Annotated in this window: 12 protein-coding genes; 5 read left to right on the forward strand and 7 right to left on the reverse strand. The window is 73.8% G+C overall.

The window, feature by feature from the left end; all coding sequences use genetic code 11:
* Positions 1 to 72 precede the first annotated feature (72 nt).
* Together AB0L33_RS01575 and AB0L33_RS01580 are read left to right on the forward strand one after the other, a co-directional pair.
* Positions 73 to 1146: a helix-turn-helix domain-containing protein gene (locus AB0L33_RS01575; RefSeq protein ID WP_365677076.1), complete on the forward strand. Its 1074-nt coding sequence runs from the start codon at positions 73 to 75 to the stop codon at positions 1144 to 1146.
* Positions 1147 to 1245: 99 nt separating this feature from the next.
* Positions 1246 to 2742 carry an MFS transporter gene (locus AB0L33_RS01580; protein ID WP_365677077.1) on the forward strand — a complete coding sequence of 499 codons (1497 nt, stop codon included), beginning with the start codon at positions 1246 to 1248 and terminating at the stop codon, positions 2740 to 2742.
* 4 nt (positions 2743 to 2746) lie between these two features.
* On the opposite strand, the gene AB0L33_RS01585 is transcribed toward AB0L33_RS01580, so the two are convergent.
* Positions 2747 to 3259 carry a nitroreductase family deazaflavin-dependent oxidoreductase gene (locus tag AB0L33_RS01585; protein WP_365677078.1) on the reverse strand — a complete coding sequence of 171 codons (513 nt, stop codon included), beginning with the start codon at positions 3257 to 3259 and terminating at the stop codon, positions 2747 to 2749.
* A gap of 131 nt (positions 3260 to 3390) precedes the next feature.
* Between AB0L33_RS01585 and AB0L33_RS01590 the strand changes: the two genes are divergently transcribed.
* The gene (locus AB0L33_RS01590) at positions 3391 to 3936 is read left to right on the forward strand and encodes a MarR family transcriptional regulator (RefSeq protein WP_365677079.1); all 546 of its coding nucleotides are present in this window, start codon (positions 3391 to 3393) and stop codon (positions 3934 to 3936) included.
* A gap of 78 nt (positions 3937 to 4014) precedes the next feature.
* Here AB0L33_RS01590 and AB0L33_RS01595 read toward each other — a convergent pair whose 3' ends face one another.
* The 6 genes from AB0L33_RS01595 to AB0L33_RS01620 all read right to left on the reverse strand — a co-directional run bounded on the left by AB0L33_RS01595 (position 4015) and on the right by AB0L33_RS01620 (position 9815).
* Positions 4015 to 5250: a cation:proton antiporter gene (locus tag AB0L33_RS01595; RefSeq protein ID WP_365677080.1), complete on the reverse strand. Its 1236-nt coding sequence runs from the start codon at positions 5248 to 5250 to the stop codon at positions 4015 to 4017.
* 2 nt (positions 5251 to 5252) lie between these two features.
* Positions 5253 to 5723, reverse strand: coding sequence for a TrkA C-terminal domain-containing protein (locus AB0L33_RS01600; protein WP_239225090.1), 471 nt, complete (start codon positions 5721 to 5723; stop codon positions 5253 to 5255).
* A 194-nt stretch (positions 5724 to 5917) separates the two neighbouring features.
* Positions 5918 to 7366 carry an SPFH domain-containing protein gene (locus tag AB0L33_RS01605; protein WP_365677082.1) on the reverse strand — a complete coding sequence of 483 codons (1449 nt, stop codon included), beginning with the start codon at positions 7364 to 7366 and terminating at the stop codon, positions 5918 to 5920.
* Between the two features lie 69 nt (positions 7367 to 7435).
* Positions 7436 to 7945, reverse strand: coding sequence for an NfeD family protein (locus AB0L33_RS01610; RefSeq protein ID WP_365677083.1), 510 nt, complete (start codon positions 7943 to 7945; stop codon positions 7436 to 7438).
* Positions 7946 to 8053: 108 nt separating this feature from the next.
* On the reverse strand, positions 8054 to 8539 hold the full coding sequence (locus AB0L33_RS01615; RefSeq protein ID WP_365677084.1) for a peroxiredoxin: 486 nt from the start codon (positions 8537 to 8539) through the stop codon (positions 8054 to 8056).
* Positions 8540 to 8621: 82 nt separating this feature from the next.
* Positions 8622 to 9815, reverse strand: a complete 1194-nt coding sequence (locus AB0L33_RS01620) for an MFS transporter (RefSeq protein ID WP_365677085.1) — start codon at positions 9813 to 9815, stop codon at positions 8622 to 8624.
* A 77-nt stretch (positions 9816 to 9892) separates the two neighbouring features.
* Between AB0L33_RS01620 and AB0L33_RS01625 the strand changes: the two genes are divergently transcribed.
* The gene (locus tag AB0L33_RS01625) at positions 9893 to 10645 is read left to right on the forward strand and encodes a helix-turn-helix transcriptional regulator (RefSeq protein ID WP_365677086.1); all 753 of its coding nucleotides are present in this window, start codon (positions 9893 to 9895) and stop codon (positions 10643 to 10645) included.
* Between the two features lie 113 nt (positions 10646 to 10758).
* Entirely contained in the window at positions 10759 to 12465 is a 1707-nt protein-coding gene (locus AB0L33_RS01630) for a SpoIIE family protein phosphatase (protein WP_365677087.1), read from the forward strand.
* Positions 12466 to 12471 lie beyond the last annotated feature (6 nt).

Raw genomic sequence — 12471 nt, forward strand, 5'->3', positions numbered from 1 at the left:
GGTGCCGGGCACCGGCACCTTCCCTCGTGCGTTGCACCGGTGTCGGTACGGAATGGAAACGGAGGCGGATGCATGGCGGAGCCGGTGATTCCCGACAGTTTTCTGGAGGGTTACGCACGGATACTCGGCGAGGCGGCCGTCTCGGGGCGGCGGCTGACCCGCGAGGAGCTGGACTCCCGCCGCGCCCTGGGCCGGGAGGCCGCCGAGGCCGGCCACCAGCTCCGCGCCCTGGTCCGCATGCACCTCGCCGAGACCCGCGCCGCCTGGCCCGCCGCCGCCTCCGGCGCGACCCCCGCCGCCACCGACAGCGTGCTGGCCGCGATGGAGCAGGCGGTCGACGCGTTCGCGGACGGCTTCGAGCGGGCCCAGCGCCTCACGGTGCGCCGCGAGGAGGCCGCCAGGCGGGAGTTCATCGACGACCTCCTGTACGGGCGCAGCGATCTCGGCCGGCTCGCCGAGCGGGCCACCCGCTTCGGGCTGCGCCTCTCGCGCGCCCATGCCGTGGCGGTCGCGACGGGCCCGGAGGCGTACACCGAGACGGAGGCGGTGCCCCGGCAGGTGGAGTCGGCGATGCTGGCCCGGTTCGGCGGGCGCAAGATCCTGCTCACCACGAAGGACGGGCGCATGGTGTGCGTCGCGCCCGGCAGCCAGCCCGACGTCCTGCGCTACTTCGCGAAGCAGGCGCACGCGGCGACGGACGGCGGCCGGGTCGCCATCGGCCGCGCCCACCGGGGCCCCGGCGGCGTCGTCCAGTCGTACGACGAGGCGCTGGACGCGCTGGACCTGGCGGACCGGATGGACCTGGACGATCCCGTGCTGTTCGCCGCCGACCTGCTGGTCTACCCGGTGCTGACCCGGGACCGGCAGGCCATGGCCGACCTCGTGCGCACCGAGCTCGGCCCGCTCCACAAGGCCAGGGGAGGCGCCGAACCGCTGCTCAGGACGCTTTCGGTGTACTTCGACGCGGGCTGTGTCGCCGCCGAGACCGCCCGCCGCCTCTCACTGAGCGTCCGGGCCCTCACGTACCGGCTGGAACGCATCCACCAGCTGACCGGCTCCGACCCGGCGGACCCCCAGCACCGCTACACCCTCCAGACCGCGGTGATCGGCGCCCGGCTGCTGGACTGGCCGGCCAAGGAGCTCTGAGCCGACAGGACCCGGCTCCGCATGCGGGACGGGCGGGCTCCGCCTAGCGTGATCGTCCGGGGGAGTCCGGCGGTGCGCGCAGCAAGGGAGATCCGCCCCATGGCCCGTGAAGCAGGTCCCCGAGAAGCAGGAACCCGCAGGGCGGCCCCCCGCGCGGACCACCCGTCCCACCGGTGGTGGGTCCTCGGGGTGATCGGCCTCGCCCAGCTGATGGTGGTGCTCGACGCGACGATCGTGAACATCGCGCTGCCCTCCGCCCAGCAGGACCTCGGCTTCAGCGACGGCAACCGGCAGTGGATCGTCACGGCGTACGCCCTCGCCTTCGGCTCCCTGCTGCTGCTCGGCGGGCGCATCGCCGACCTGGTGGGCCGCCGGGTGGTCTTCCTGACCGGCCTCGTCGGCTTCGCGGTCGCCTCCGCGATCGGCGGCGCCGCCCCGAGCTTCGAGGTCCTGGTGCTGGCCCGCGCCCTGCAGGGCCTGTTCGGCGCGCTGCTCGCCCCGGCGGCGCTGTCCCTGCTCACCACGACGTTCACGGTGCCCAAGGAGCGGGCCAAGGCGTTCGGGATCTACGGCGCCATCGCGGGGGCGGGCGGTGCGGTGGGGCTGCTGCTCGGCGGGGTGCTCACCGAATACCTGGACTGGCGCTGGTGCCTCTACGTCAACCTGATCTTCGCGTTCCTCGCGTTCACCGGCGGCTGGCGGCTGCTGACCGCGGGGGCGCCGGCGGACCGGCCCCGGCTCGACATCCCGGGGACCCTGCTGGTCTCGGCCGGCCTCTTCTGCATCGTCTACGGCTTCTCGGAGGCCGAGTCGCACGCCTGGAGTTCCCCGCTGACGTGGGGGTTCCTGGTGGCGGGCGCCGTGCTGGTGGCGGCCTTCGCGTGGTGGCAGACCAGGGCGGCGCATCCCCTGCTGCCGATGCGGGTGGTGCTGGACCGGGACCGGGCGGCGTCGTACCTCGCGATGTTCATCTCCGGCGGCGGGATGTTCGGCGTCTTCCTCTTCCTCACGTACTACCTGCAGAAGAGCCTGGGCTATTCGCCGGTCTCCACCGGTCTCGCCTTCCTGCCGATGGTCGCCTGCATGATCGCCTCCTCCATGACGACCACCAACGTGCTGGTGCCGAAGCTGGGCGCGAAGATCATCGTGCCGACCGGGATGGGCATCGCCGCCGCCGCGATGGTGTGGCTGACCGCGCTGGACCTGACCAGCACCTACGCCGCGCACGTGCTGCCGCCGACGCTCTGCCTGGGCATCGGTCTCGGCATGGTCTTCGCCACGGCGATGAACCTGGCGACCGCGGGCGTCGGGGCGCGGGACGCCGGGGTGGCCTCGGCGATGGTCAACACCAGCCAGCAGGTCGGCGGCTCCATCGGCACGGCGCTGCTGAACACCCTCGCGACCAGCGCCGCCACGAGCTATCTGGTGGGCCGCAGGCCGACGCCGCCCGTCGTCGCCCAGGCCCAGCTGGAAAGCTACTCCACCGCGTACTGGTGGTCCGCGGGCTTCTTCGCCCTCGGGCTCGTCGTCACGGTGTTCCTCTACCGGCCCGGCGCACCCCGCCCGCACCTCGCGGAGGAACCGGCGCGGGCGTGAGGCGTCAGCGCCTCGCGCCCTCCGTGAGCCGGACGAACGGGATCGACCGGCCCACCCGCCGGTAGTCCTCCGTACCGCCGTCCACCTCGAAGCCCATGTACGCGCAGAGCCGGCGGGCGACCCTGGGGTGGCGGGGCGCGTACCGGACCATCAGCTCGCCGCCCTCCTCGGCCGTCAGCACCCGCGCGGTCACCGCGTGGAACCGGCGGCCGACCTGCACCGTGGCGTGCGGGGTGCGCTCCAGGTTGCGGAACCAGTCGGCGCCGGGGCCGAATCCCGAGGCGACGGTCCAGCAGGCCCGGCCCTCGTGGGTGCCCGCCTCCACGACCTCGATGGCCGTCCGGCGGGGGAGGCCCGAGACGCGGCCGGTGTGGACGAGCAGCAGCAGCCGCCCCCCGAAGAGCGGCCCGAGTCCCATGCGGAACATGTGGATGGGCAGCCGGAAGGCGGCGCGCCGCCAGCCGGTCGGCGGGTCCGGGCGCCGGGGAGCGGGCGTCGCCGCAGGTTCATGCGTCACTATGCAAACGTTGCACAATCCAAAGGTCGGTGCCAGTGCGCGCCGCTGTCGGTCCGGTACCGGTTGGGTGGCGTTTGCGTATCGGATGACCGCCGGTTCGAGAAGCCCGGCCGGGCGCGGTAGAAAGGGGCATGGCCGCGCACGGACAGGCACCCGATGACCCCCCGACCGCCCCGGACCGGGACGACGTCGACGCGGTGACGCGCGCGGTGCTGACCGCGTCGAGACTGCTCGTCGCGGTGTCCGCCCGGTCGCTCGCGGCGGTCGAGGACCGGGTGACGCTGCCCCAGTTCCGGCTGCTCGTGGTGCTCTCCACACACGGGGACGCCAAGCTCGTCACCCTCGCCGAGCGCCTCGGCGTGAACCCCTCGACCGCGATGCGGATGCTCGACCGGCTGATCGCGGCGGGCCTCGCGGACCGTCAGGTCAACCAGGCCAACCGCCGTGAGACGGTGCTGCGGGTGACGCCCGAGGGCCACCGCCTGGTCGAGGAGGTCACGGCCGGCCGTCGCCGCGAGGTCGCCTCGATCGTGGAGCGCATCGCGCCCGCGCAGCGCGCCGCGCTGATCGACGCGCTGCGGGCGTTCACCGACGCGGGCGGCGAGGCGGCGGCCCCCGCGGAGGGCGCCGCCGCCTACCCACTGGGCTGGGCGCCGGAGCCGACGGCGGGGGCCTGAGGCCGGGGGCCCCGAGGCCGGGAGGCCCGGGGCGGGGGCGGGACTGGGCCCTGAGGCCGAGGGCCCCGCGCCGCCCGGCTACTCGGACGAGGCCGAGACCTCTTCCCGGGCCGCGGGGACCGGCGCGGTGCCCGCGGCAGCGGCGGACGCGCCGTCCTTGCCGCGCCACTTCTGGACGCGTTCGACCACCGGCTGGGTCCAGCGCGCGGTGAGCGGGCCGACGATGACCAGGATCAGGACGTACGCGGTGGCGATGGGGCCGATGCGGGGCTCCGTCGCCACGGCCAGACCGGCGATGACGATGGAGAACTCGCCGCGCGCGACGAGCGTGCCGCCCGCCCGCCAGCGCCCGCGCGGTCCGATGCCGGCGCGCCGGGCGGCGTACCAGCCGGTCCCGATCTTCGTGAAGACGGTGACGACGGCGAGCAGCGCGGCGGGCAGCAGCACCGGCGGAATCTCGGCCGGATCGGTGGAGAGCCCGAAGAACACGAAGAAGACGGCGGCGAACAGGTCCCGCAGCGGCGTGAGCAGCTTGCGCGCGCCCTCCGCGACCTCACCCGAGAGCGCGATGCCGACGAGGAACGCGCCGACGGCGGCCGACACCTGGAGCTGCTGGGCCACCCCGGCGACCAGCACGGTCAGCCCGAGCACGACGAGCAGCAGCATCTCCGGATTGTCGGAGGACACCGCGCGGCTGATGAGCCGGCCGTGCCGCAGCGCCAGGTAGAGCACCAGGCCGACCGTGCCGAGCGCGATCAGCAGGGCGATGCTGCCGCCGGCGAGGCCGACGCCAGCGAGCATCGCCGTGAGCAGCGGCAGGTAGACCGCCATCGACAGGTCCTCGATGACCAGCACCCCGAGGATGACCGGGGTCTCCCGGTTGCCGAGCCGTCCCAGGTCCGCGAGGACCTTCGCGATGACGCCGGAGGAGGAGATCCAGGTGACGCCGGCGAGCGCGACGGCCCCGACCGGGCCCCAGCCGAGCAGCAGCGCGGCGACCGCGCCCGGCGTCGCGTTGAGCACGAAGTCCACGGCCCCGGACGGGTACTGCGTCTTCAGGCTGGTGACCAGCTCGGACGCGCTGTATTCGAGGCCGAGCAGGAGCAGCAGCAGGATGACGCCGATCTCGGCGCCGACGGCGGTGAACTCCTCGCTGGCCCCGAGCGGCAGCAGCCCGCCCTCGCCGAAGGCCAGCCCGGCCAGCAGGTAGAGCGGGATCGGCGAGAGCCCTATCCGGCCGGCGAACCGCCCGATGATGCCGAGTCCCAGGATGACGGAGCCGAGCTCCACCAGCAGTGCGGTCGTGTCGTGCACGGTCAGCCCTCCGCGATGATCTCGGAGAGCGTGTCGACGCCCTCGCGCGTTCCGACGGCGACGAGCGTGTCACCGATGGCCAGCCGGAAGTCCGGCCCGGGTGACGGATGCGCGCTGTGGGTGCGCAGCACCGCCACGATCGAGGCGCCGGTCCGGGTCCGCGCCTTCGTGTCGCCGAGCAGCCGGCCGCCGTACGGCGAACGGCTGCCGAGCGGGATGTGCTCGGTGACCAGGTCGATGCCCTCGGTCCGTACGGCGTCGATGGGTGCCGCGTCGATGAGGTGCGCGAGGCCGGTCGCCTCCTGTGGAGTCAGGGGGACGGAGAGCCGGCACGAATCAGGGTCGTCCTGGTCGTAGAAGCCGATGAACCGCCGCCCGTCGTGGTGGACCACCACGGAGATGTGCTGCCCCGACTCGGTCGTGTAGTCGTACTGGACGCCGACTCCGGGCAGCGTGGTGCGGTGGGTTCCCATGGCTTCCTCCCGAGGGGCGCGGTACGCGCGAGGCACTTGGTGATCTCTTTAGACCCGCATTACCTTATCCGGAGGTATGCGCCACCCCGGAGGGACGATTTCCGGCCACCACCCCGTCACGGTCCGGGGCCGGGCACACGCGTGCCCGGCCGGTTGCGCAACCGGCCGGGCACGCTAGTTGGTTGGTACGGGGATCAGTCGCCGATCTCGATCTTCCCGTTCTTCTCGGCCGGGGCAGCCGGAGCCTCCGGGGCGACCGGGGCGGCCGGCTTCGGCACCGCGCCCTTGAGGTTCTGGAGCAGTGCGGCGAGGTCGACCCCGGTGGTGGAGCTGAGCAGCTCCATGCCCTGGGCCACGTTGTCCGTGACCGTACGGGACAGCCGGCTGGCGCCGTCCGTGGAGATCACGGTCATCTTGTCGACCGCGCTCAGCGGCTCGGCGGCCTTGGCGACGACCTGGGGCAGCACCTCGACGAGCATCTGGAGCACGGCCGCGTCGCCGTACTGCGCGAAGGCGTCGGCCTTCTTCTGCATGGCCTCGGCCTCGGCCGAACCGCGCGCCGCGATGGCGGCGGCCTCCGCCTCACCCTCGATGCGCACCGCCTCGGCGAGCGCGGAGCGGTGCAGCTTCTCGCCCTCACCGGTGAGCCGGGCGCGCTCGGCGGCCGCCTCGGCCTCCTTGACCAGGGCGATGCGGCGGGCCTCCGCCTCCTGCTCGGCCTGGTAGCGGGCGGCGTCGGCGGGCTTGCGGACCTTGGTGTCGAGCTCGCGGTCGGTCAGCGCGGCCTGGCGCTCGGCGACCTTCTCCTGCTCGGCCAGGATCTCCTGGCGGCGGGCGGCCTCGGCGAGTGGACCGGCGGCGTCGGCCTGGGCGGCGGCCGCCTCGGTCTCGGCCTTGATCTCGGCCTGCTTCAGATAGAAGGTCCGCTCGGCGATGGCGATCTCCTCGGCGGCCTTCAGCCGGGCCTGCTCCGAGGCGCGGCGGGCGATGGCCTCCGCGATGTCGGCCTCCTGCTTGGCGCGGGCGGCCTCGGGGCGGCCCAGGTCCTCCAGGTAGGAGCCCTCGGTGGTGATGTCCTGGATCTGGAAGGCGTCCAGGATCAGGCCCTGGCCGGAGAGGCTGGCCTCGGCCTCCTCCGCCACCTGGCTCGCGAAGGCGGCGCGGTCGCGGATGATGTCCTCCACGGACATCCGGCCGACGATGGCGCGCAGCGCGCCGGAGAGCACCTCCTGGGTGAAGCCGACGATGCCGTCCTGCTGGCGCAGGAAGCGCTGGGCGGCGGCCCGGATGGAGTCCTCGCTGCCGCCGACCTTGACGATCGCGACGCCTTCGAGGTGCGCCTTGACGCCGCGCAGGGTGACGGCGCCGCGCACGGCGACCGGGATGTGCCGGCTGGACAGGTCGAGGGTGAACTTCTGCTGGACGAACGGCACGACGAAGACGCCGCCGCCGACGACGACCTTCTGGCCGCTGTTGTCGATGCTGGTCCGGCCGGTCACCGGGTCGACGGACTTCTTGCCGCGGCGGCCGGTGATGATGAACGCCTGGCTGGGGCCCGCCACCTTGTAACGGGTGATCACGGCGAGGGCGAGCAGGAAGAGGAGTACGACGACTCCGACGATCGAGATCATTACGGGACTCATGCGGTTTCCCCCTCTGCCTCCTGACGGGGGCAGTCGTGAGACGAGCGGTGATGGGGCCGGGCGTTCCGGTCAGCGTTCGACGGGACGGACCGACACCGAAGTGCTGGAGAGCGACGCCTCGACCCAGACCTCGGCGCCGCGCGCGACCGGCTCCGTGCTCCTCGCGGACAGCTTCACGAGCTGCCCGCCGAGGCGGACCAGGACCTCGCCGTAGCCGTCGGCCGGGATCGCGGTGACCACCGAACCCGACGTGCCGACCAGGTCCTCGCCGCGCGGCGTCGCGTCGGTCTGGTCCCGCATCAGGGCGCGGCTGAACTTCCAGGTGAGCAGGGCGGCGACCACACCGGCCGCGGCCCCCGCCGCGGTGGCGACGACGGTGCCCGCACCGGTCGTGCCGAGCACGATGGCGCCGCCGAAGCCCAGCATCGACAGGAAGCCCGCGATCACCGGAAGGGAGACGAGGCCGCCGAACAGGCCCTCCAGGAGGCCCCCGAAAAGGCCCTCCAGAATCCCGTCGAAGATCAGCGACAGGGCGAGCAGGGCGACCCCCGCGATGCCGAGACCGAGAAACAAGGTCATCCGATCACCCCTCCCGGCCCCGCCGACCCCCGTGCTGCTTTTCCGTCGAACTGGCTGGATGATCCCATACGCACCCCCCGGGCGACACTGCCGGAACCCGGCAATCTTTTACCTGCTGTTGATGCCGGACAACTGGTCGGACAGGGTGTCCAGGGACTGGAACGTCGCCCCCAGCAGCGCCACGTGCTTCCACCGCAGCACCCCCTCCGCGTCGATCAGGAAGACCGCGCGCCGCACCCCGATCCCGGGTGCCGTCACACCGAAGGCCCGGGCGGTCTCCCGTCCCGGGTCCGCCAGCAGCGGCATGCGCAGCCCGTGGGCGCGGGCGAACGACTCATGGCTGTCCACACCCTGTGGACTGATCCCCCACACCTCCGCGTCCAGCGCCTCGAAGGTCTCCATGCCCGAGGAGTACGCGCACAACTGCTTCGTGCATACGGCGGTGTTGTCGCCCGGGTAGAAGGCGAGGACCAGGGCGCGGCCGCGCGCCTCGGCGAGCCGGTAGTCGCGCCGCTCGAAGGCGTCCCCGGCGAGCACCCCACCGGGGAGCGCGAAGTCCGGTACGACCGAGCCCAGTTGCGGTGACGATCCCATGGCGTGCCCTTCGGTGTGCTGCGGCCGGGCGGCGGTGGTGCCGCCCGTGTCGCCTCCAGCATGCCTCCGTCACAGGGGACGGTCAGTCGCCCGGGGACGGTTCCGGCTCGGTGAGGAACAGCCCGAGGAGCACGGCCAGTACGGGGACCGCGCACAGGATCGTGAACACGCCCTGCGGCCCGTACGCCTGCGCCGCCGCGCCCAGGGCCGGGGCGATCAGGCCCCCGATGCTGACGGCGAGGCCCAGCGTGACCCCGGCCGCCGTGCCCGGGCGCCCCGGCAGGTAGTCCTGACCCAGCTTCACCAGGACGGCGAACGGCACGTTGAGCGTCAGCCCCGCCAGGACCGCGAAGACCAGCGGCAGCAGGGTCCCCGGGGTCAGCCGCAGCGCGACCAGGGCCGGCACGGCGGCGAGACCGCCCAGCTGCACCGTACGGACCATGCCGACGCGGTCCGCGATCCGGCCGCCGAGCAGCGTGCCGGCGACCCCGCCGACCAGGAAGCAGGCGAGCGCGACACCGGCGACGCCCCGGCCCGAGTGGAGGTGGCGGATCCAGAACAGCTCGATGAAGGTGATCGCGCCGAAGAACGCCACCGAGCGCACCACCTCGATCCCGGTGAGGAAGAGGAACGGCCGCCACCGGTCCCGCCCCGCCCGGCCCGCAGTGCGCACCGGCGCGGCGGCCGGGCGGTGCCGGAGCAGGACGAACGCCATCAGGACGGCGGGCGGGACGAACAGCACCGTCGCCCCGACCCCCAGGGCGACGAGCGCCGGGGTCGCGAGGACCGGGGCCAGGAAGAAGCCGACGCTGCCGCCCGCCGCGAAGACGCTCATCGCGGACGCGCTGTCACCCGCCGCCTCCCGGGCCGCCTTGCCCGCCGCCGGGTGGAACATCGCCACGCCGAGCCCGGAGAGCAGGATCAGCAGCCAGACGGCGGCGTATGGCCGCACCAGACCGGACAGGCCGAGCCCGATCCCGGCGACGGCGAGCCCGGCGGGCGCCAGCCGGGGCAGCCGGTGGCGGTCCACCGCGAGCCCGATGAACGGCTGCGGCACCGAGCTGCCGAGGGCCGCCGCGAGGGTCAGCCCGGAGGCGGCGACATAGCTGTAGCCCCGGTCGAGCACGAAGTACGGAACGCAGGCGGGCACGAGGCCCTGGTAGAGGTCGTCCACGGCGTGCGCGGTGCCCCACATCCGCATCCGCCGCCACGCGGAGACGGGCGCGGCGGCTGCGGCGGGCGGGGCCCCGGCCCGCGCGGCGTTGTCGGTGTTCATGAAGGTGCTCCTCGCTGAAGGTCCCTTCGAGGATTCCGGCCGCGCCCCGGAGCGGGCTAGCGATAATCTGCCTGCTCATGTCGCCAACCCGCCGCACCCTGCACGGCCCCGCCCGGGTCCCGCTCGCGCACCAGGAACGCATCGAGAGCCACCACCACCTGGAGCACCAGCTCGTCTGCCCCTCGCGCGGGGTCCTGGAGGTCGCCACCTCGCTCGGCGTCTGGGCCGTGCCCCCGCACCGGGCGGTGTGGATTCCGGCCGGTGTCGTCCACGCGCACCGCGCGTACGGGCCGACCGAGTTGCGGGCGCTCAGCTTCGCCCCGGCCGACAATCCGCTCCGGCTCGACCGGCCGACCGTCCTCGCCGTCACCCCGCTGCTGCGCGAGGTCGTGGCCTGCCTGACCGACGACACGGAGCTCACCGGCGACGCGCGCCGCAGGCGCAACCTGGAGCGCGTCGCGCTCGACCAGCTGCGCCGGGTGGAACCGCTCGGGGTCTGCCTGCCCACCCCGGCCGACGCCCGGCTGCGCGACATCGCCCGCATCCTCCAGGACGACCCGGCGGACGCGCGGACCCTCACCGAGCTGGGCGCGGCCGTCGGATCGGCGCCCCGCACCCTGAGCCGGCTCTTCCGCGCGGAGACCGGGATGTCGTTCCCGCAGTGGCGCACCCAGCTCCGCCTGCACCACGCGCTGACCCTGCTCGCTTCGGGCGGCTCGGTCACCTCGGTGGCCGTGGCCTGCGGCTACAGCGGGCCGAGCGCCTTCATCCAGTCCTTCCGCCACGCCTTCGGCACGACCCCGGGCTCGTACGTGGCCGGCACGACCTGAGGGAGGGCTGCCGCCACCCGGCGGTCTGCGGATGCGGGAGCGGACGGGGCGACCGAGGATGAAGGGCCGGGCAGCAGGCGGCCCGCGCCGCGCCCTGTCCCAGGAGGTTCGTCTTGCCGGTGCACGCCCACCATCCGCCGTCCATCGACGTCTCGGCGCTCGCCGCCGTGCTCGACGGCACGACGGCGGGCGTGGCCGTGTTCGACACCGAGCTGCGCTACCTGTACGTCAACCCGTCCCTCGTGCGCCACAACGGCATCCCGCCCGCGGCCCACATCGGCCGCCGCCCCAGCGAGGTGCTGCCCGACATCGACGCCCGCGAGGACCTGATGCGCGCCGTGCTCGCGGACGGCCGGGCCCGCGAGGTCACCTCCAGCGGCCGGCTGCCCGCCGAGTCCGGGACCGCCCGCGTCTACTGGCACGGGGCCTACCACCGCCTGGAGGTGGACGGCCGGGTCGTCGGCGTCGTCGGCATCGTGCTGGAGGTCATGGCCGACGACGAACAGCGCCGGTTCGCCCAGGCCCAGCGCCACCTCTCCCTCCTCGACAGCGCGAACACCCGCATCGGCACCACCCTCGACATGGACACCACCTGCGCCGAGCTGGCCGACCTGGTCGTCCCGGGTCTCGCGGACGTCGCCACGGTCGAGGTCTTCCCCCGCGACGTCGCCCCGCCGGTCCGCCCCGCGCCGCCCGACGTGGTGCGGCTGCGCCGCGCCGCGCTGTCCTCGGTGCGTGGGCTGGCCCGCGGGATCGCCCGGTTCGGGGTGGCCGGTGACTACATCGACTACCAGCAGGAAGCCGCCGTACCGCGCTGCCTGGCCACCAACCTGCCCGTCGTGGAGAAGCTCACCGACGAGGAGCGGGTGGCCCGCGTCGCGCCGACGCCCGACCGGGCCGCCGCCTACCGGGAGCTCGGGCTGCACTCGGCGGTCGCCGTGCCCATCTCCGTGCGCGGGGCCCCGATCGGGGTGCTCGGCCTGCTCAGGGCCGGCGGCTCGCCCGCCTTCTCGGACGACGACGTGGTGGTGGCCCGGGAGCTCGCCGGACGGGCCGCCGTCCATCTCGATCACGCCCGCCGCTTCACCCACGAGCACACCATCGCCCTGGAGCTCCAGCGCTCCCTGCTCTCCGAGCCCCGGCCGCCCCACCCGCACATCGAGGTCGCCACCCGCTATCTGCCGGCCGACCGCAGCGTCCTGGTGGGCGGTGACTGGTTCGACGTCATCCCGCTGCCCGACGGGCGGCACCTCAAGGCGATGGGCGACGTGATGGGGCACGGCGTGGAGGCGGCCGTCGCGATGAGCCACTACCGCTCGCTGCTGCGCCTCCTCGCCGACGAGGAACTGCCCCCGCACCGCATCCTGGAACTGCTGGACCGGATGGTGGAGCGGTCCGGGATCGACCGGGCGGCGACCTGTCTTCTGGCCGTGGTCAACGCGGACGGCGGGATGTGCGAGGTGGCGAGCGCGGGCCACCTGCCGCCGGTCTTCCTCGACCCGGAGGTGGGCACCAGGATCTGCGACGTACCGGCGGCGCCGCCGCTCGGCACCGGCTTCGGCGGCTACCGGTCGACGGTGATGGAGTGCGGACCGGGCACGGTGCTGTTCATGTACACCGACGGGCTCGTCGAGCGGCGCGGCGAGGACATCGACACGTGCGTCGCCCGGCTGGGGGAACTGACCCTGCCGGACAACGGCGATCTGGAGACCTTCCTGGACCGGGTGCTCGAACGCTTCGGCCCCGGCGCCGAGGACGACATCGCGGTCATGGCCTCGCGGACCCGGGAGGAGCCGGACGCCGCGGTCCCGGAGCCCTGAGCCGGT

This window comes from Streptomyces sp. NPDC052299, from assembly GCF_040679335.1.
Taxonomy (GTDB): Bacteria; Actinomycetota; Actinomycetes; order Streptomycetales; family Streptomycetaceae; genus Streptomyces.